At 74.5% G+C, this 18,619-nt stretch carries 15 protein-coding genes; 8 read left to right on the forward strand and 7 right to left on the reverse strand.

Features of this window, described 5'->3' with window-relative positions; all coding sequences use genetic code 11:
• Positions 1–22: 22 nt before the first annotated feature.
• The 5 genes from AC230_RS03095 to AC230_RS03115 all read right to left on the reverse strand — a co-directional run bounded on the left by AC230_RS03095 (position 23) and on the right by AC230_RS03115 (position 10,079).
• Positions 23–2,038, reverse strand: coding sequence for an N-6 DNA methylase (locus AC230_RS03095; protein ID WP_049714351.1), 2,016 nt, complete (start codon positions 2,036–2,038; stop codon positions 23–25).
• 241 nt (positions 2,039–2,279) lie between these two features.
• Positions 2,280–3,476 carry a cytochrome P450 gene (locus tag AC230_RS34225; RefSeq protein WP_049714352.1) on the reverse strand — a complete coding sequence of 399 codons (1,197 nt, stop codon included), beginning with the start codon at positions 3,474–3,476 and terminating at the stop codon, positions 2,280–2,282.
• A gap of 36 nt (positions 3,477–3,512) precedes the next feature.
• On the reverse strand, positions 3,513–5,114 hold the full coding sequence (locus tag AC230_RS03105; protein WP_049714353.1) for an FAD-dependent monooxygenase: 1,602 nt from the start codon (positions 5,112–5,114) through the stop codon (positions 3,513–3,515).
• Between the two features lie 106 nt (positions 5,115–5,220).
• Positions 5,221–8,481 carry a ferritin-like domain-containing protein gene (locus tag AC230_RS03110; protein ID WP_049714354.1) on the reverse strand — a complete coding sequence of 1,087 codons (3,261 nt, stop codon included), beginning with the start codon at positions 8,479–8,481 and terminating at the stop codon, positions 5,221–5,223.
• Complete coding sequence (locus tag AC230_RS03115; protein ID WP_049714355.1) at positions 8,478–10,079, reverse strand: flavin monoamine oxidase family protein; 1,602 nt, start codon at positions 10,077–10,079, stop codon at positions 8,478–8,480. The genes AC230_RS03110 and AC230_RS03115 overlap by 4 nt, the downstream gene beginning before the upstream one ends.
• Positions 10,080–10,497: 418 nt before the next feature.
• Between AC230_RS03115 and AC230_RS03120 the strand changes: the two genes are divergently transcribed.
• The 3 genes from AC230_RS03120 to AC230_RS32870 are packed head-to-tail and all read left to right on the forward strand — an operon-like array spanning position 10,498 to position 13,717.
• Positions 10,498–11,541 (forward strand): DMT family transporter, encoded by a 1,044-nt coding sequence (locus AC230_RS03120; RefSeq protein WP_053160974.1) that lies wholly within the window; start codon positions 10,498–10,500, stop codon positions 11,539–11,541.
• Positions 11,542–11,572: 31 nt separating this feature from the next.
• Positions 11,573–12,052 carry an inorganic diphosphatase gene (locus tag AC230_RS03125; RefSeq protein WP_049714356.1) on the forward strand — a complete coding sequence of 160 codons (480 nt, stop codon included), beginning with the start codon at positions 11,573–11,575 and terminating at the stop codon, positions 12,050–12,052.
• 54 nt (positions 12,053–12,106) lie between these two features.
• On the forward strand, positions 12,107–13,717 hold the full coding sequence (locus tag AC230_RS32870) for a hypothetical protein (RefSeq protein ID WP_049714357.1): 1,611 nt from the start codon (positions 12,107–12,109) through the stop codon (positions 13,715–13,717).
• A gap of 23 nt (positions 13,718–13,740) precedes the next feature.
• Here the strand turns inward: AC230_RS32870 and ssgD are convergent, their stop codons facing one another.
• Positions 13,741–14,154: a spore wall synthesis regulator SsgD gene (gene ssgD, locus AC230_RS03135; RefSeq protein ID WP_049714358.1), complete on the reverse strand. Its 414-nt coding sequence runs from the start codon at positions 14,152–14,154 to the stop codon at positions 13,741–13,743.
• Between the two features lie 674 nt (positions 14,155–14,828).
• A complete protein-coding gene (locus tag AC230_RS03140; RefSeq protein ID WP_049714359.1) occupies positions 14,829–15,131 on the reverse strand; it encodes a YciI family protein in 303 nt (100 codons plus the stop codon).
• Between the two features lie 50 nt (positions 15,132–15,181).
• Between AC230_RS03140 and AC230_RS03145 the strand changes: the two genes are divergently transcribed.
• The 5 genes from AC230_RS03145 to AC230_RS03160 all read left to right on the forward strand — a co-directional run bounded on the left by AC230_RS03145 (position 15,182) and on the right by AC230_RS03160 (position 18,567).
• The gene (locus AC230_RS03145) at positions 15,182–15,886 is read left to right on the forward strand and encodes an endonuclease V (RefSeq protein WP_049714360.1); all 705 of its coding nucleotides are present in this window, start codon (positions 15,182–15,184) and stop codon (positions 15,884–15,886) included.
• Between the two features lie 29 nt (positions 15,887–15,915).
• Complete coding sequence (locus tag AC230_RS03150; RefSeq protein WP_049714361.1) at positions 15,916–16,845, forward strand: dihydrodipicolinate synthase family protein; 930 nt, start codon at positions 15,916–15,918, stop codon at positions 16,843–16,845.
• Positions 16,846–17,051: 206 nt separating this feature from the next.
• A complete protein-coding gene (locus AC230_RS03155) occupies positions 17,052–17,960 on the forward strand; it encodes a helix-turn-helix domain-containing protein (RefSeq protein ID WP_078870912.1) in 909 nt (302 codons plus the stop codon).
• Entirely contained in the window at positions 17,933–18,151 is a 219-nt protein-coding gene (locus AC230_RS30685; protein ID WP_078870913.1) for a DUF397 domain-containing protein, read from the forward strand. The genes AC230_RS03155 and AC230_RS30685 overlap by 28 nt, the downstream gene beginning before the upstream one ends.
• A gap of 44 nt (positions 18,152–18,195) precedes the next feature.
• Entirely contained in the window at positions 18,196–18,567 is a 372-nt protein-coding gene (locus AC230_RS03160) for an MmcQ/YjbR family DNA-binding protein (RefSeq protein WP_049714363.1), read from the forward strand.
• The last annotated feature ends 52 nt before the right edge of the window (positions 18,568–18,619 follow it).

Here is an 18,619-nt window from a genome sequence, read left to right on the forward strand (position 1 = left end):
TAGGTGCACCGTCTACGGTGGCTCATGCACCTGTCACGAGGCGTCCTGCCACGAGCCCCTCGCTCAGCTCGTTGAGCAAGTCCCTTCCCACGCCGCCGAGTTCGTCCAGCAGGGTCATGAGGGCGACCATATGCCCGAACGTCTCCCCGTAGTGCCGTTGTTCCTTCAAGGGCAGTTGCAGGACCTGAAGTTTACGAATGTCCACTCGTGCGGAACTGGACGCATGAGTGCCTGCCTGGCGGCCGTTGGAGGGGGCGCGGAGGCAGCCCGCCAAGAACCGGGCGTCGAGCCGTTCAGGGACGACGCGCAACGCGTACAGCTGAGGGCCCAAGGCGATGGGCGGCCCTTCGTGCACCCACGCGTCGAAGACTCGGACGACTCCCGCCACGACGACGTCCCCGGGCTCCGCCAGCACCAAGTCCGGCCGGGCGGCGAGCGTCGGCCGTCCGCCGGTTCTCCCGCCGTTGGGTAGGTCCGCGATCGTCAAGAGGGGAACGCTGGCCTCCGAACACCTGGCCTTTGCGGGAGAATCGTTCATGGGTTGGTGGCCGCCGCGCAGCAGGAGGGCTCCGGCTCGGGCCAGTTCGCCGACGGTAGTCGTAGGGCGCTTGGCACCCGTCAGGTCGAGCCCAGCCAGCACCGTGCTTGTCTCCCGGAGAGACTCTGCGAGCAGACCGAACCGCCCCCAGGTGCTGGCGAGTCGGACTGCGTCTGCAGGTGACGGGGGCGCCGTGTGCCGGCCGGGGGTGAGATTGACGTCGTCGTCCAGCAGGTCGAGGACGGCCAACCGCGCGACCCCCTCCGGGAGGATCCCCCCCGGGTGGTGAAGGAGGGCGACCGCCTGGCGGATGAAGGCATGCAGGCCGTCCCAGTCAGGCCTCCCGTCCCGAGCGCCGCGCCCATCCTGTTCCGTGGCATCGACCAGCAGGACATCGTCCGTGCTCTCCGAGCCTCCCTGATGCGTCGGCGCGCGCAGCACCCAGAGGTGCAGGGAGACGCCATGCGGTTGTGCGCATCCAGGGGGCAGTGCGATGACGGCCTTCACATGCCCGGTCCGCAGCAGAGAACTGCGGATCCTGCGTCCCGCCCGGCGAGAGGCCACGGCGGGCGGGAGCAGCAGCACCGCTGTACCGCCCGGCCGCAGCCGGGCCAAGCAGTGCTGTACCCAGGCGAGCTCGGGTTCCGTGCGTGGCGGAAGGCCATGCGCCCAGCGGGAGTCGGTGGCCAGCTCCTCGTGGCCCCACTCACGTTCACTGAAAGGGGGGTTGCAGAGCACGATGTCCGCACGCACGCCCGGGTGAGGATCGGACCGCAAAGAGTCCCCCACCGCGATGCACGGTCTGGGCCCCTGGGGCTCGAGGAGGAAGCGGAGCCGGGCGGCGGCCAGGGCCGCCAGCGCGGGTTCCCGGTCGCACCCGACGAGCCGCGTGGGCCCTTGCCCATACGTCGTGGTGACCGCGGTGAGCAAGTGGCCGGTCCCGCATGCCGGGTCGAGCACGGTCAGTGGTCCGCCCGTACGCTTTGGGCGGGCGCACAAGGCCACCGTCGTCATGAGGGACGCGAGTGGTGGGGGCGTCGTGCTGACTTGACGCACATTGGTGTCGAGCCAGCGTCGCAGCAGGAATTCGAAGGTCTGCCGGGAACCGTCGCGTCGTCCGAGGCGCACGGCCTCGGCCACCAGTTCCTGGGCCTCCGTGGAGAGCGACGGGGCTGGCCGTTCGCGTCCGCCCCGCATGCGCCGGCCCGCCTCGGCGATCGCCAGACCGGACTCGGCCCGGCTGCTGAGCGCCTCGAAGCGAGGCCACAACAACTCGCGGTCCCCGGCTTCCTTGAGTTTGTCCTTCGCCCGCAGCCACTCCTCCACTTCCGACAGGGAGAAGTGAGGGCTCGCGTCGGAACCGCCGATGCGCTCGGGGAACGAGTCGTGGCGACGCCGCCAGTTACTGACCGCCGCCCGTCCGACCCCGGCGATGCGGGCGATCTCCGCGAGGGTTACAGGGACGGTGCGCGCGGATGCCGGGGTACGCGCTGAAGCCATCGAGATCTCCCTGGCTGGACTCCGGGCGGACCGGGGCCGCTCCTGACCTCGGTGAGGGGTACACCGGTGCCGGAGCATCCCATTTCCCTGGCAGGCTACTACGACGCACATTTACTTTGTTCACAGCGCTGTTGACGCCCGGGACGCGCGGTGTGGGCGAGGGGTGGGGAGGCCTGGCCCGCGTTCGGGCGGGACGGAACCGGGCGCGCTGACCGCGTCCGCCCTGCCCGTGTCACGCCCCTCACGCCGTCCGCACCAGCATCCTCTCCGGCCCGTGGAAGACCAGGTCGTCGGCGTAGCGGACGGGGCCGTCGGGGGAGGGGGCTAGGCGGAGGCCGGGGAGGGTGAGGAGGGCGGTGAGGCCGGATTCGGCTTCGGCGCGGGCGAGGGGGGCGCCCAGGCAGTAGTGGAGGCCGAGGCCGAAGCCGCAGTGGCGGCGGGCGTCGCGGCGGACGTCGAGCCGGTCGGGGTGCGGGAAGCGGCGGGGGTCGCGGTTGGCGGAGCCGAGGACGAGGGTGACCTTGGCGCCGCGGGGGATGCGGCGGCCGCCGAGTTCGGCGTCCTCGTGGGCGATGCGGCTGATCATCTGGACCGGGGAGTCGTAGCGGACCAGTTCCTCGACGGCGCCCGGGAGGAATTCGGGGCGGGCGCGGAGCAGGCCGAGCTGGTAGGGGTGGGCGAGGAGGGCCAGGAGGGACTTGGTGAGGAGGTTGGTGGTGGTCTCGTGGCCCGCGGTGAGGAGGTGGACGCAGGTGCCCACCAAGACGTCGTCGTCCAGGCCGGGTTCGCCGGAGGAGCGGAGCATCAGGTCGATCAGGTCGGGGGGTTCGGGGGCGGTGGACGTCCGGCGGCGGGTCAGTTCGGTGCGGAAGTACGTGTCCAGTTCGGCGGCGGCCGCGTCCGCGACCGCGTAGGCGTCGGGGCGGCGGGCGGCGCGGGCGCTGGTGGCCTGCTGGAGGTCGACGGCGCGGGCCCGGAACCAGGGGCGGTCGTCGGCGCGGACGCCGAGCAGTTCGCTGATGACCAGGATGGGGAAGGGCGCGGCGAAGCGGTCCACGAGGTCCGCCCGCGCCTCCTCGGCCAGCGCCGCCGCCAGCCGGGCGGCGATCTCGCGGATGCGCGGGCGCAGGCCGTCCACCACGCGCGGGGTGAAGCTCCGGGCGACCAGGGCGCGGACCAGGGTGTGGCGCGGAGGGTCCATGAAGACCATCCAGTTGGCGGCGGTGCGGCGCAGGTGCGGGCAGCTCGCGGGCAGCGGGGCGGGCAGCGCGCCGCGCCCGTAGCGGCGGTCGGACAGGACGCGCGCCACGTCCTCGTGGCGGAAGACGTACCAGCCGTTCTCCGTCTCGTGCACGGGGTCGTCGTCGCGGTAGCGCCGGTAGAGGGGGTACGGGTCGGGCAGGTGGACGTCGGAGGTGCGGAAGGGGCCGAGGGGCATGGGAGTTCCTCCGTGGGTTGCGGTGGTCACCGGTGCTCAGCGCGCGCCCCGTACCGTGTCCGCCAGCAGCAGCGGGTCCAGCGGTGGCCGCGTCCCGCGCCAGGCGACGTGGCCGTCGGGGCGGACGAGGACGTACGGACGGCCGTAGAGCCGGGCCGCCGCCCGGTCGGGGCAGCGGGTGACGAGGAGGGGGACACCCCGGCCGGCGAAGGCGCGCGCGACGGGGGCCAGGGGCGCCGGGTCGGCGAAGCACAGCAGCCGGAAGGCGGGGCCGAACAGGTCGAGGGTGGAGGTGCCGTCGCCGAGCGGGGCGTGCGGGGCGCGGGCCCCGGGCAGCGCCCGGCTGCGCCAGTCGCCGTCGTCGCCGTCGGGGTCGCTGACGATCAGCGGGGAGGCGTAGCGGAAGCCGAAGTGCGTGTCGGGGGCGTCGAACTCGGCGCCCACACCCTCGCGTTCGAGCCGCTCGGCCAGGGCCGCGCGGGCGCGGGCCCCCGCCGCGTCGTCGCGCAGGATCTCCTCGGGCAGCTCGCGGTCGAGGGTGCGCCGCAGATGGGTGTGGGCCTCGGCGAGGCTCCGCTCGGCGACCGGGCGGCGCTCGGCGGTGTAGCCGTCGAGGAGCGCCGGCCCCGCCCAGCCGGCCAGCTCGGCGGCGAGCTTCCAGCCGAGGTCGGCGGCGTCGCAGATGCCGGTGTTCATGCCGAAGCCGCCGGACGGTGAGAGGGTGTGCGCCGCGTCCCCGGCCAGCAGCACCCGGCCGGCGCGGTAGCGGTCGGCGACCCGGTGCGTCAGGTGCCAGACGTGCTCGGAGACCAGCTCCAGCGGGGTGTCCGGGGCGACGGCCGTGCGCAGCAGCGTCATCGCGTCCTCGTGGCGCTGCGCCTCCGCGGTGACGGTCAGCCGGTAGAGCGCGCGGCCGTCCATCGAGCGCAGCGGGTAGCGCAGGGCGGGGGGCCGGGTGAGGAAGTGCACGAGGGCCCGGCGCGGGCCCAGCAGTCCGCCCAGCTCCGGCGCCCGGAAGAGGATGTTGCGGAAGGTGCGGGTGCGGTGGCGGGCGGGGGCCGGGATCCCGAGCGCCTTGCGGACGGGGGAGAAGGCGCCGTCGCAGCCGACGAGCCAGCCGGCGCGCAGCGTCAGCGCGGCGCCGTCGGCGAGGCGGGTGGCCGAGACGGTGACCCCGTCGTCGTCCTGGACGAAGCGCTCCAGCCGGTGGCCCGGCAGCAGCGGCCCGGCGGGGCGCGTCCCCAGCTCGCGGACGAGCAGCGGGATCAGCCAGTGCTGCGGGCAGACCTGTTCGGGCTCGGGCGTCCACGGCGGCGCCGGGCGGGAGGCGGCCGTGCCCATCGGCAGCCGGTGGATCTCGTGGCCGCCGACGGCCGTCGCCCAGGCGATGTCGAGGGGGTGGTCGCCGGGCCAGCCCGCGGCGCGGATCTCCCCGGCCACGCCCCAGCGCCGGAACAGCTCCATCGAACGCGGGCCCACCGTGCCGACCTTGGGATGCCCGACCCGTCCGTCCCCCTCGTCCAGCAGCAGGAAGGGAACGCCCCGGTATCTCAGGTCGAGGGCCAGCGCCAGGCCGACCGGCCCGGCGCCGACGATCAGTACGTCCGTCTCCAGCCGGCGCGTCTCGGAACGGTTCATCCGCCGTCCTCCCTCATCCGTGGCGTCTCCTCCGCCTCGTCCGTGGCGTCTTCTCCGCCTCGTCCGTGGCGTCTTCTCCGCCTCGTCCAGGGCGGTTTCCTCCGCCTCATCCGTGGGCGGTCCCCTCCGCGAAGAATCCGGCGTAGAACGCCGCGATGTCGGCGACCTGTCCGGGCACCGGCGCACAGGCGCGCGCCGCGGCGGCCAGGTGCGCGCAGCGCAGCGCCAGCGCGCGGCGCGCCACGTCCGGGCGCGGGACGGGCGCGGGCACGTCCTCCAGCTCGAAGGTGGGCCCGGCGGTGCGGCCGCGCCGGCCCGAGTCGAGGGTGACCAGCAGCTCGGCGAGCGGCCGCATCATGCCCGTCATGACGTCGATGGAGGCGTTCATCAGCTTCGAGCGGCGCAGGCTGGTGTCGGGCCCGGTGCCGAAGTGCTGGACCATCAGGTGCAGCATCAGCGCGTACGAGCGGTTGAAGAGCCGGGCGACCTCGCGGGCCTCCGGGTCGGTGATCGGGTCCTTGGCCGCGTCGGACGGGCCGAGGGTGGGGTTGCGCAGCACCGGGTACGCCGGCTCCCAGGGCAGCAGCCGCCCGTGCGGGCCGGGAACCCGCTCGGTGGTGAGCAGTTCGCCGATGCGCAGGAACGTCTCGAAGTGCGAGGAGTCGGAGGGCGCGGCGTCCCCCAGCACCCCGCCCTCGCCCTGCTCGGTGATGAAGTCGACGGCGAACAGGGCGCTGGAGAGGTCGTCCACCTCCAACTGGTAGTCGGGGTGGGTGGTGTTGACGGACTCCCGCATGAAGACGTGGTGTTCGCCGCCGCCGCGTCCCTTGTCCACCAGGAAGAGGTCGGGGACGGTCCGCAGCCCCTCGCGGACGGCCGCGTACAGCTCGCTGACCGAACCCCAGGCGGCGGTGCGCGGCGCGGCCGGGCGCGGTCCGGCGTCCGGGCGGCGGAGCTCCGGGGTGAGGCCCGCGGGCTGTTCGACGGCGATGTAGCGCTGGACGCTGCCGATGCTCAGCCCCTCCAGGGCGAAGTCGAGGGGCACGGGCAGCAGCCCGTTGAGCGTGCCGAAGTCGATCGCGGGGACGTGGAAGGGCTCGCCCGTGGCCATGAGGATGTTGTTGACCAGCAGGAAGTGGATCATCTCCTCGCGGGCGACGTTCAGCAGGGCGCCGCGGATCCCGTCGTCGAGCGTCGCGCCGCCCCGGCCGCAGGCCAGCTCCAGCTGCCGGGCCGTCCAGCGCCCGGCGCGCACGTACGACAGGCCTGCGCCGTGGGTCGGGACGGAGAACGCCGCGTACAAGTACTGGAGCATGACGGCCAGTTCGAGGGTCGCGGCCTGCCGCAGGACGGCGTGCAGCCGGCCCCGGGTGGTGATCGGCGGCGGTGCCCCGGGGGCGGCCGCGACGGGGACCGGGGGCCGGGCGAGGGCCTGCCGGTTGCGCAGATAGGCCAGCAGGAGGCGGGCCTTGGGGTCGGTGAGGTCGCGGGTGGGCGGCATGTAGTACGTGCGGTCCTTGTTGCGCGGGTCGCACATCTGCCAGGCGAGTTCGGCGTAGGTCTCGACCTTGCAGCGGTCGGCGAGGCTGAAGACCTCGGAGCGCATGAAGGTCGAGATCTGCTCGTAGTAGGCGAAGACCTCCCGGTGCAGCAGCTCGAAGTCGACCTTCTCGCGCGGGATCCGGTCCAGGTGCCAGTCGTCGGGCAGCACGCGCACGGCCAGCGCGCCCGCGCCCGCCCAGTAGCCGAGCGCGTCCTCGTCGTCGTAGGCGGCGCGGGCCGAGCCGGGGGCCCGGGGGTCGGTGCCCGGGACGTCCGCCGGGCCCGCGGAGAACAGGACCCGGCAGGTGCCCGCCCGTTCGCCGCGCAGCACGAGCACGCCGTGCCCCCGCTCGTCGGTGGCGAGCGCGCACTCCGGCGCGTACGTCTCCCCGTCCGGCGTGCGCACCCCCAGGACGACCGCGTCGCCGCAGCGGGCGCCGGGCGCGCCGGCCACCGGATCGGCGGGCAGCGCGCGGGGGTTGTGGTATTGGCGGACGCGCACCCACACGGCCGCCGGGCGCCCGCGCACGAAGGAGCGCACCGGGACGCGGACGGCGTGGTCCTCGCCGCGCGCGCGGTCGCGGTGGTGGAGCACCACCACCGCGTCGTCCGACTGGACGACGGCCTCCCGCTCGGTGAGCAGCGTCTCGGGACGGCCGTCGGCACCGGTCCGGGTCAGGCACAGCGCCGCGCCGGCCGCCGCCCGCCAGCCGGGCGCGGGCACGGTGACGAGGCCGCTCGTCGCGTCCGAGGGGTACGCGCCGGCGGGCACGCGGGCGACCAACGCCCCGCCGGCGGTGCGCAGTTCCAGCGGGCCCGGGCAGAGTGGCGGGCCGAGCCGGTGCAGCGGGCCCGGACCGGCCTCGGCGGCCCGGCCGGTGACCGGCACCGCCGTGATCATGTCGAGGGCGGCGCGGCCCTCCCGGACGTCCGCCGTGAGGTGGCGCAGCGGCGAGCCGGGCACCGGCACGAGGAGCCGGCCGGCCGGGTAGGTGCGCAGCTCCCCGGCGTGCCACGGCGCGACGGTGCCGCGCACGCGCCACCGGGCGGGGGTGTCGGGGACGGTGGGGGAGGCCATGTTGTCCAGCGCGAGGCGGACGACGACGCCGTCCGCGCCGTCCTCCGCGGCGGCGCGCAGGGCGTCCGCCGCGGGCGAGGCGATGCCGTCCAGCCACTGTGCCTCGTCGCGGGTGACCACGAACTGGTGGACGGCGCTGTAGCGCAGCCAGTCCGCGAGGACGTGCTCGCCGACGTCCCCGATGCGCGCGAACGACGTCCAGCGGGGCGGCTGGAAGCCGGTGACGCCGCCGGTGAAGAGATAGCCGTCGTCGTGCGAGCGGCCGAGCCGGCCGAAGCAGAAGCGGCCGCACATCAGCGTCATGGTCCACCGCGAGGCCGGGTCCAGGTCGAAGACCCGGGCCCGGTTGACGGTGGTGCGCAGATAGGGGTTGTAGTGGCCCCAGACGTCCACGGCGCGGCCGACGAGCGGGTCCGCGGTGTCGAGCCGCCCGTCCGGCCCCTCGGCGGCGGTGACGCGGGCGTCGACCAGGAAGTGCCCGTTGCCGTCGAAGTTCCAGCCCGTCGCGGCGCTGAACCGGCCGTCCGCGCACGGCCGTCCGGCGCCGTCGAAGCGCGGGCCGCGGCGGTGCAGCCACGCGTGGTACTCGGCGGCCGGCCGGTCGGCGGGGAACGGCACGGGGACCGGCCCGTCGTCCGTGAGGGCGGCGTTGGCCGCCAGGTCGTTGAGCCCGCTGCGCGGCCCGGTGGGCAGACGGGTGGTCGCCACCCCCGCGAAGTGCAGCCGGGGCAGGTCGAAGACGCTCATCCCACGACCTCCTCGGCCCGGCCGCGCCCGGCCGGTATCCGGGGCGGGCGCGGCCGCGGGACGTAGTGGACGAGCGCGTTGACGGCGTCGAGCGCGGAGGCGATCGCGCCCTCGATCCAGGCGGGCGCCGCCGAGCAGTGCTCGCCCGCGAAGAACAGCCGCCCCACCGGGCGGGCCGCGCGGCGCCGCTCCTCCTCGCACGCGGCGGGCGACTTGCCCCAGCGGGTGGCGCAGCCGACGGACCGGCGGGAGCTGCCCCAGGCCGCGCTGGTGGCGCCCAGCACCATGCCGGGGGAGCGCAACTGCGGGTGTGCCTCGGCGAGTTCGGCGAGGACGGTCCGGTGGCGGCGGCGGGCCGGCAGCCGGCCGAGCAGCTCGGCCTCGTCGCCGATGGTGTAGCTGGCCAGCAGCGCGGCGCCGCGGCCCGGGGCGCCGTCCACGGGCGGGTAGTACGTCTGGCGGATCAGCCCTCCGGTGAACGACGCACCGCCGCGGATGCCCTCGTCCTGCCAGAAGGGCTCCCGGCAGTGGAGGGCGACCTTCGTCGCCGGGCAGTAGACCACGTCGTCCAGGACCGCGCGCTTGTCGTCGTCGAGACCGCGCAGGCGCATGCGCCGCAGGGCCGGGAACGGTGCCGTGCACACGACGAAATCCGCCCGCCGGACGGTGACATGGGCGGCGCCGCGCGCCCGGACGAGCACCTCGTCGTCGCGCACCTCGATGCCGGTGACGCGCCGGCCGCACAGGATCCGGCCCCTGAGCCGGGCGGCGATCCGGCCCGGGAGCTGGTCCATGCCGCCGTCGAGGCGCAGGAGCGCGGGGCTGGTCTCGGTGAGGATGTCGTCGAGGAAGCTGTTGAGGCGGCCGCTGCACCCGGAGCGGATGCCGGGGTGGGCGGAGAAGAGGGAGTGCAGGTCGATCCGGTCGCGGGCGGCGCCGCGCAGGTGCGGCGCGGGGTCGATCCGCGCGACCAGGTCCAGCAGTTGGTGGCGCAGGTCCGCGCGGAGGGCCTCGCGCAGGTCGGGCGGGGCGATGGCGTCGACGATGGCGGTCAGCCAGGCGCCGAAGACGACGACGGGGTCGTGCTCGCCGGGGGCGGGGTGTGCGAGGTGTGAGGGGTGTGCGGGGCCTGTGGGGTACCCGGAGGGCCCGGGGTGCCCGAGGTGTCCAGAATGCCCGGGGTATCCGGGGTGTCCGGGATCCCGCGGGGAGAGGCTCGCGCGGAAGGCGGCGAAGAGTGGGGCCGAGGCGTCGCGGATGCGCACGAAACCGCCGTCGGTGTGGAGAAAGGCGTTCTCCTCGGAGAGCAGGGTGCTGAAGGTGCGCAGTTTTCCGGTGAGCCCCATGCGGTCGATGTATTCCAGGGTGAGGCGGTGCCGGTCGGGGATGCGCATCGCGCCGAGTTCGACGGACGGAGCACCGGGGCCCGTGCCGAAACGGTGGGTGTGGATGCGGCCGCCGATACGGCTGTTGCTTTCGAGTATGTCGACGCGGAACTGCCGGCGCTCCAGTTCGTAGGCGGCGGTGAGGCCGGCTATGCCCGCGCCGATGACCAGGACGTACGGCCGTTTCCGTTCGACTCGGTCGAATTCGTGCACATGCCAAAGTTCCGGTGTGCCGGACATTGAGTTTCCCCCCGTAAATGTTCGGCTATTTCCCGTTTGCGACTCCAAGGAATGGCACGCGGTTCCCCGGTGCGCAACGCTTTTTCCGGACAAGAGGGGCTTTGGTGCCGCCCGGCAGGTCAAGAGGAAACGGCGTAGGGGAATTACGTCTTGCGTATGCGCGGCAAGGGCGTCCGGGGACGACGGCGGACAATCCGGACCGCGCGGTGGCCCTACGGCGGAAGGACTGCTTCCGGACCGTCGGGCCCGCACCCCCGGGCCGTACTCCCCCGGCAGTAGGACCGGTCCCGTTCCGGGGGAGGACGTCCCGGCGCACGGAACGGGGCATCGTTGGGGGCATGGACGACGACCGCAGGAGCCGTGCGCACCCCGCGGGCCGCGGAGGCGCTCGGTGAGCGCGCCCGCGCTCCCCGTGCTGCTCTGCCTGGTGTCCGCCCTCTGCTACGCCGCCGCGGCGATCGTGCAGGAGAAGGTGGCCGCGTCGGCCCCCGGCGCCGGCGGCCTGCGCGGGCCCCTGCGCAGCGCTCCCTGGTGGTGCGCCGTGGCGCTCACCGGGCTCGGGGCGGGGCTGCACGTCCTGGCGCTGGCCGGCGGGCCGTTGAGCCTGGTGCAGCCGATGGGCGCCCTCACCATCGTCTTCGCCCTCCCGATGGCCGCCCTCCTCACCCGCCGGCCGGTCGGCGCGGCCGGCCGGCGGGGCGCGCTGCTGGCCACCGCGGGCCTCGCCGGGCTGCTCGCCCTGACCGGGCCGCCGCGCACCGAGTTCCTCCCGGCCGGCCAACGGCCCGTCCTGGCGGGCGCCGTGCTCGCCGCCGGCGCGCTGCTGACGCTCGCCGCGCGCCGGGCGCGCCGCCCGGTGGTGCGCGGGGTCGCCCTGGCCGGGGCGGCCGGGGCCGCCTTCGGCATGGCCTCGGTCCTCACCAAGGCCGCCGCGGAGGACGTGCTGCGCGGCCGGACGGCCGCGCTCGTGCCCACCCTGGCCGTCGTCGCGGTGCTGGCCTCGGCTGGCATGCTGCTCTCCCAGGCCTCCTACCGCGGCGCGGGGCTGGCCGCCCCGCTGGCCACGGTCACCGTCGTCAACCCGGTCGTCGCCGCGGCCGTCGGCGTCGCGGCGCTCGGGGAGGGCTTCCGGTACGGAGCGGCGGGCGGGGTGCTGGCAGGGGCCGCGGGGATCGTCGCGGGGACCGGGGTGGTGCTGCTGACGCTCCGCGGGGCGAGTGCGGCCGAGGAGCCTCCCGCGGCCGCCGCGGGCTCCGTGCCGCGCGCCCGCGCCGCGGTGGCGGCGGCCCCACCGGACGGCGGCCGGGGGCGGGCGCGGTGCCCCCTGGGGAGAGCCCGGGGGAGGGCCGGGGCGGAGCCCCTCCCGGAGCGCACGCACCGTGGTGCCCGGGGGCACATCGCGTCACCATGGGGTGGCGGCGCCCGTCAAAGGTGACGGCGCGTCAACTACCCAGCGAGGAGCCCTCGTGGACTTCGACGTCGTCGTGGAAATCCCGCAAGGCAGCCGCAACAAGTACGAGATGGACCACGCCCTCGGCCGCATCCGGCTGGACCGGCTGCTCTTCACCTCCACCCGCTACCCGGCCGACTACGGCTACGTCGACGGAACGCTCGGCGCCGACGGCGAGCCGCTGGACGCCCTGGTCCTCGCCGGCGAGGCCACGTTCCCCGGCGTGGTGATCCGCTGCCGGGCGATCGGCATGTTCCGGATGCGCGACGAGGCGGGCGAGGACGCGAAGGTGCTCTGCGTCCCCGCCGGCGACCCGCGCCACGAGCACCTGCGCGACCTGCGGCACCTCCCGCGGTTCGACCGGCTGGAGATCCAGCACTTCTTCGAGGTCTACAAGGAGCTGGAACCCGGCAAGTCGGTGGAGGGCGCCTGCTGGGCCGACCGGGCGGCCGCCGAGGCGGAGATCGCCGCCTCCCGGGACAGAGCCCGTGCGTGACGGGGGACGCGGCCGTGGCGGACGCTCCCGGTGCCGGATGCGGTAGAACGGCCCATGCCCTCCGGCCGTCCCGCCCGCGCGTACCTCCCCGCCGTCGCCCTCGCCTTCGCCGCGCTCCAACTGTGCTACGCCGTCGTGCACATGGACCTCGGCTGGGACGAGACCGTCTACCTCTCGCAGACCGATCCGCACCGGCCCGCCGCCTTCTTCAGCGCGCCCAGGTCGCGCGGCATCAGCCTGCTCGCCGCACCCGTCGTCGCGCTCACCTCCTCGGTGCCGGTGCTGCGCGTGGTGCTCGCGCTGCTCTCCTCCGCCGGGCTCCTCGCCGCCTACCGGGTCTGGGAGCCGCTGCTCTCCCGGGGCCGCGCCGCCCTCGCGGCGCTCCTCTTCTGCACCCTGTGGACCACCGTGCTCTACGGGCCGCAGGCCATGCCCAACCTCTGGGTCGCGCTGGCCGCGGTCGCCGCCGTCGGCTGGTTCCTGCGCGCCCGCCGGGAGCCGGGGGACGAGGCGACGCCGTCCACCCGCCGGGAAGGGGAGCCGGGGGACGGCGCGACGGCGTCCGCCCGCGGGGAAAGGGAGCCGGAGGCACACGGCACGGCACCGACCCGGCGGCGGGCGCCGACAAGGCGCCTGCGGCGCGCCCGCCGCGCGCCGGACGCGCGCCGTGCCGCCCTCACCGGGCTCACCTGCACCCTCGCCGCCGCCACCCTCTTCCGGGCGCACGACGGCGTCTGGCTCGCCCTGCCGATGCTGGCCGCCTGCGCGGCCGTGCCCGCCTGGCGGCGGCCCGGCACGGTCGCCGCCGTCCTCGGAGGGCTCGCCCTCGGCGGCGTCCAGTGGGCGGTCGAGGCGTACGCGCGGTTCGGCGGCATCGGGCAGCGGCTCCGCGTCGCCGGGGACACCGAGGGCGGCCTGGGCGGCGCCCACCTCGGCGGCGGCCTGCGGGCCGCCTACCGCAGCCTCGACGGCCCCCAGCTCTGCCGCCCCTGCCACATCGCCGCCCCGCCGGTCTCCCACACGCTGTGGTGGCTGCTGCTCCCCGTCCTCGCCGCCGTCGCCTGCGCCCTGGCCGCCCGCCGCCGCACCGGCGCCGCCGCCGTCCACCTCCCCGTCGCCTGCGCGCTCCTGCTCGCCGCCCCCTACCTCCTGCTGCTGGACTACGCGGCCCCCCGCTTCCTGCTGCCCTCCTACGCGCTCCTCGCCCTGCCCGTCGCCGACCTCGCCGTCCGCGCCGCGCGGACGGCCCGGCCGCCCGTGCCCCGCCGGGCCGTCGCCCTGCTGCTGTGCGCCGCCTTCGCCGGCCACCTCGTCGTCCAGGTGAAGGAGTTGCGGGCGAACGCGGCGGACGCCCGGGACACCACCGTGCGCTACCGCCGGGCCGCCCGGGAGCTCGGCCGCCTCGGACTCTCCGCCCCCTGCCTGGTCACCGGGCCGCGCGCCCAGCCCATCGGCTACGAGGCGGGCTGCGCCTCGGCCCAGACCATGGGCAACAACCGCTCCGCCACCACCGCCGACATCGTCCGCGCCGCCGCGCGCCGGCCCGTCGCCCTGCTCTACGACCCCCGCGACCCCTATCTGCCGCCGTACGCCCGTAACTGGAGACCCCACCGTCTCCCGGGCACCGACTGGCTCGCGTACGTCCCCCTGCCGTCCACCCGCTGAACTCCCTTCCGACCGGTCGGTATTCAGATCTGCCGCAGGAGCGCCTCGACGCCGCCGTCGAGGTCCAGGAACCCGGTCTCACCCCCCACCGGCACCAGCGCGTACGAGCGGGCCAGGAAGTCCCGCAGCTCCTCGGTCCCGATCTGGATCATCGCGACCCCCTCGGGGGCGTGGAACTCCAGGACGGTGCGGTCCGGACCGCACGGCCACACCCGGACGTCCCCGCCGCCCGAGGGCGACAGCAGCCCGCCGGCGAGCAGGTCGCGCGCGAACGCCCACTCGACCGCGGCGCCGTCGAGCGAGGCGGCCGGCGGGAAGGCGATGTGCACGGCGAAGGGGTCGGCGGGCGCGTAGCGCAGGTGCGCGGGGATCGGGCGGGGGCGGGGCGAGGACGCGATGAGCTGTGCCTGGACGGCCTGGTCGATGACAGGGGACAACGCCTGCTCCCTTGCGGTTGGTTGACTGACGGGCGGTGGGACCCGTGGCTCTTCGCAGGGGGAGACGGTGGATCGAGGGGCTCAGTGCTTGATTCGGGAGTGAGATGCGTCACTGCCCTTGAGAAATCCCGGCATTTGGCCTCTGTGCCTACGGAAGTGAAGCAATCCCGCCAAGAGGCATGGGTTCATGGCATAGCCGTCCTCCTGTCGCGGCGGCCCCGCGCGGCCCGTCCGCCCATGCCGTGCTCCTGCCCAACGCGCGCCTCGCGCAAGCGCAGTTGTGCCGCCCGGCCGGCGCACCGGCGGCACCGCCGGTCCCTCCCGGCTCCCCGGTACCTGCCAGGCCGTCGGCGAACCGCCGGTCGCGGCCCTCCGCCGGGCCCGGGGGGCGCGCCGAGGCGCGGCGGGCGCGTCGTGGCACTCGTCGCGCGCCGATGCGGTGTCCGGCTCCGCCGGCCGCCGGAGCGGGCCACCGCGGGGTGCCGGCCCTCCGCGCGCCGGTGCGGTGCCGCGCCGGCGGCCCTCACGGGGACCGCGTCGGCGGCCCTCACAGGACCGCGCCGGCGGCCCGCACAGGATGACCGGGTCGGCGGCCCGCACCTGGACGGCCACGCGACGCCCGACGGGCACCTCGGGCAAAGGACGGCCACGCCACCGACGTGGCACCTCGGACGTCAGGCCGGGGGCCGCTCCTCGCGGTACGCGTCCAGGGCCGGGGCCGTCTTCGTCGGCACGAACTCGGTGATCGTGTACTCGCAGACCCCCGCCACCGAGAACGGGTCGCTGCGCGTGATCTCCTCGATCTTCGCCCGGTCGACGCCGGTCGCGAGGATCACCCCGCCGTCGCGCGGCACCTTCCGGCCGGAGGCGAGGAACAGACCGGACGCGTAGTGCGCGTCCAGCCAGGCGACGTGCTCCGCGTGCGCGGCTTCCACGCGCTCGAGGGGCGCGATGTAGGTCAGCTCCAGAACGAACATGATCGACAGGCTACGGGCCCGCCGCGCCCGTCCCGTACCGTGGCCGCGTCATGAACCACACGTCCCATGAACTGCCCCCCGACTGGCCCACCACCGAGGCGCAGGCGCTCGCGGTCCAGCTCGAACTGCGCACACGCGTCGTCCTCGACGAGCCCGGGCCGCCGCCCGGCGCGCCGCTGACCGCCGTCGGCGTCGACGTCGCCTACGACGACGAACGCGACCTCGTCGCCGCGGCCGCCGTCGCGCTCGACGCCCGCACCCTCGACGTCGTGGCCGAGGCCACCGCCGTCGGCCGGATCGCCTTCCCCTACGTGCCCGGCCTGCTCGCCTTCCGCGAGATCCCCACCGTCCTCGCCGCGCTGCGCCGCCTCGACACCGACCCCGGCCTGGTGGTCTGCGACGGCTACGGGCTCGCCCACCCGCGCCGCTTCGGGCTCGCCGCGCACTTGGGCGTGCTGACCGGGCTGCCCACGATCGGCGTCGCCAAGAACCCCTTCACCTTCCGCTACGAGCCACCCGGACCCGCCCGGGGCGACTCCTCCCCCCTGCTGGACGGGGACGAGGAGGTGGGCCGGGCCCTGCGCACCCGGGCCGGCGTCAAGCCGGTGTTCGTCTCCGTGGGCCACCGGGTGGGGCTGGACCGGGCCTGCGCCCACGTCCTGGCGCTGGCGCGGGACTTCCGGCTGCCGGAGACGACGCGGCGGGCGGACGCACTCTGCCGCCGGGCCCTGGCGGACGCGGTGGCGGGCCGGTAGGAACGGGGGGCGTCCCCTGCCCCTGTCCTATGGAGGTTCCCGTGCGGCTCTCCGGTTTCGTCCCGCCCCTGTGCACCCCCTTCACCGCCGGCGGTGACGTGGACACCGGCTCCCTGCGCCGCCTCGTCGAGCACCTGCTCGCGGGCGGCGCCTCCGCGCTCTTCGCCCTCGGCACCAGCGGGGAGGCCGCCCATCTGACCGCCGGGCAGCGGCGGACGGTACTGCGGACCGTCGTCGAGGCGGCGGACGGGCGGGTGCCCGTGCTCGCCGGCGTCATCGACATGACCGCGCCCCGCGTGCTGGAGCACGCGCGGGACGCGGCGGAGGCGGGCGCGGACGTCCTCGTCGCCACCGCCCCGTTCTACACCGGCGTCCACCCCGGTGAGACCGCCGAACACTACCGGCGGATCCGCGCCGGGTCCGGGCTGCCGCTGCTCGCCTACGACATTCCGTCCTGCGTGCACAGCAAACTCCCCGGCGACGTCCTGCTGTCCCTTGCCGCGGAGGGCACTCTCGCCGGTCTCAAGGACAGCAGCGGCGACACCAACGCCCTCCGCCGGCTGCTCGTCGAACGCCGCCGCCGCGGGCTGGAGTCCGCCTTCTCGGTTCTCACCGGTTCCGAACTGACCGTCGACGCGGCGCTGCTGATGGGCGCGGACGGGGTGGTGGCGGGGCTGGGGAACGTGGATCCGGCCGGGTACGCGCGGGTGTACCGGCAGGCCCGGGCCGGGCGCTGGGACGCGGCCGTGGCCGAACAGGACCGGCTGGCACGCCTGTTCGCGCTGGTCGAAGCGGGGAAGGGGGTGAGCTGGACGGCGTCCGCGATCGGCGGCTTCAAGACGGCGCTGCGGCTGCTCGGGGTCATCGACTGCGCGGCGACGGCACCGTCGCTGGGGGCGCTGGGCGAGGAAGGGGAGCGGGCGGTGCGGGAGTTGCTGGTGGAGGCGGGGCTTCTCTGAGGGGCCTTCGCTCTCCCCGTCCGGCGACGGGTTTGAGGGCTGCCGCCCTGCGAGGTGGACCGGCCTGCCAGGTTGGCCGGATGTGCGCGCCCGCCGGCGTGTGTGACGTCAGAGGGCGGGCATCACGACAGCAGTAATCGAACACAGCGTCAGCCGTGCGGATTCGGGCGCCCGGTTCCGCCGGCTTGCCATCTGCCCTCACCTCTATGCTCAACCCCGTTCAGGACGTGCGTATCACGAAGAGGCAAGTGGGGGACGCGACTATGCCTGGGCCGGCGCCACTTGATCTGTATCAGCAGCGTGTAGCGGAGCTCGGCGCGGTCATCAGGGAACACCGGCTCGCGAAGGGGTGGACTCAGGCCGAGCTCGGCAGGGCGGTGGCGATGGACCATACGGCGATCGCGCACTTCGAGAAGGGTGGTCATGTGCCCCGGCGCGACGTTGTACGTCGCATCGATAGCGCCCTTGAGGCGCGTGGGCGCATCTTCAAGCTCCGTGACGGGCTCGACGACAACCCCGACTCCGAGCGCGTCAGGAAGTACCTGGTCAAACACTCACGAGCAGTCAAGATCAAGCAGATCTGTTCCCACTGGATGCCTCCGATGCTGGAAACCGAGGAGTACACCCGGTTGTCCCTCGAAGCGGGCATGCCTGAGCGAGGCGGAAGCCTGGAAGACAAGGTGGTCTATCGCCGGGAGCTCCGGGCCATCACGCAGAGGGCGAACGCTCCGGAACTCCGCGTCGTCCTCCGAGAAGCCGTCCTGCACGAAACGATCGGCAACGAGCGCGTCATGCGGGAACAACTGCTCCACCTGATCGATCGATCGCACGACCCGAACGTCGAAGTCCGCGTGTTGCCCTTCGGGGTGGGGCCTCACATTCAGGATGCCGGGTTCGTGACCATGTGGGAGGAGCCGAACGGTCGTATGGGGGCGTGGCGCCCTCGGGGCGATGCCTTCGGATTGTTCGTTGCCGGCCGAGCGGACATCGCCATCCTCAGCCACCTCTATGATCACCTGCATCGGATCGCTCTCGATCAAGATGCGACAAGGTCTTTTATTGCCAAGGTAGTTGGGGAGTTGTATCCATGTCGGTCCAGCGTGATCTCTCTATAGGAAGCTGGCGCAAAAGCTCATACAGCCAAGCCGGCGGGGGCTGCGTAGAAGTCCCCGCCCGGAAGATTCCCGGCCTCGTACCGGTCCGCGACTCGAAAGACATCGGTCGCAAGCCCATAGCCTTCACGGAAGCCTCCTGGGGCGGCTTCGTGGCCGCCGTCGCCGTGCCGGAGGGCCCCCTGACCCCCTGATCGGGTCGCCTTCCCCGGAGCCGCCACCCCTTACCGTGTGACGCATGCACAACAGCGCCACCACCCGTGACAGAATCCGCTCCTTCGCGCTCTCCCTCCCCGGCGCCGTCGAGGAGTTCCCCTGGGGCGACCGCCCCGTCGTCAAGGTCAACAAGAAGATCTTCGTCTTCCTGGGGGACGAGGGCATCTCGGTCAAGCTCGCGGATGACGAGGCCCGCGGTCACGCCCTCGCCGTGCCGGGTGCCGCGCCCACGCGGTACGGGCTCGGGCGGCACGGCTGGGTGTCCGTGCCGCTGGGCACGGGCGACACCCCCGTGGAGCTGCTCTGCGACTGGGTCGAGGAGAGCTACCGCACGATCGCCCCCAGGGGACTGGTCGCGGTGCTGGACGGCGGGCCGTCAAATCCCGCGGGCTGAGCGGGGCTTGTGGAAACTGGAACGTGTTCTTAGCATCGCGGGTGTCGCAGCG

The sequence above is a fragment of the Streptomyces caatingaensis genome, assembly GCF_001187435.1.
Classification (GTDB): Bacteria; Actinomycetota; Actinomycetes; order Streptomycetales; family Streptomycetaceae; genus Streptomyces; species Streptomyces caatingaensis.

What these genes read in the sequence shown, in the direction of transcription:
- AC230_RS03095 (WP_049714351.1), bottom strand. Translation starts at nt 2,038, where the DNA reads ATGGCTTCAGCGCGTACCCCGGCATCCGCGCGCACCGTCCCTGTAACC.
- AC230_RS34225 (WP_049714352.1), bottom strand. Translation starts at nt 3,476, where the DNA reads ATGCCCCTCGGCCCCTTCCGCACCTCCGACGTCCACCTGCCCGACCCG.
- AC230_RS03105 (WP_049714353.1), bottom strand. Translation starts at nt 5,114, where the DNA reads ATGAACCGTTCCGAGACGCGCCGGCTGGAGACGGACGTACTGATCGTC.
- AC230_RS03110 (WP_049714354.1), bottom strand. Translation starts at nt 8,481, where the DNA reads ATGAGCGTCTTCGACCTGCCCCGGCTGCACTTCGCGGGGGTGGCGACC.
- AC230_RS32870 (WP_049714357.1), top strand. Translation starts at nt 12,107, where the DNA reads ATGCCCTCCGGCCGTCCCGCCCGCGCGTACCTCCCCGCCGTCGCCCTC.
- AC230_RS03140 (WP_049714359.1), bottom strand. Translation starts at nt 15,131, where the DNA reads ATGTTCGTTCTGGAGCTGACCTACATCGCGCCCCTCGAGCGCGTGGAA.
- AC230_RS03145 (WP_049714360.1), top strand. Translation starts at nt 15,182, where the DNA reads ATGAACCACACGTCCCATGAACTGCCCCCCGACTGGCCCACCACCGAG.
- AC230_RS03150 (WP_049714361.1), top strand. Translation starts at nt 15,916, where the DNA reads ATGGAGGTTCCCGTGCGGCTCTCCGGTTTCGTCCCGCCCCTGTGCACC.
- AC230_RS03155 (WP_078870912.1), top strand. Translation starts at nt 17,052, where the DNA reads ATGCTCAACCCCGTTCAGGACGTGCGTATCACGAAGAGGCAAGTGGGG.
- AC230_RS30685 (WP_078870913.1), top strand. Translation starts at nt 17,933, where the DNA reads ATGTCGGTCCAGCGTGATCTCTCTATAGGAAGCTGGCGCAAAAGCTCA.
- AC230_RS03160 (WP_049714363.1), top strand. Translation starts at nt 18,196, where the DNA reads ATGCACAACAGCGCCACCACCCGTGACAGAATCCGCTCCTTCGCGCTC.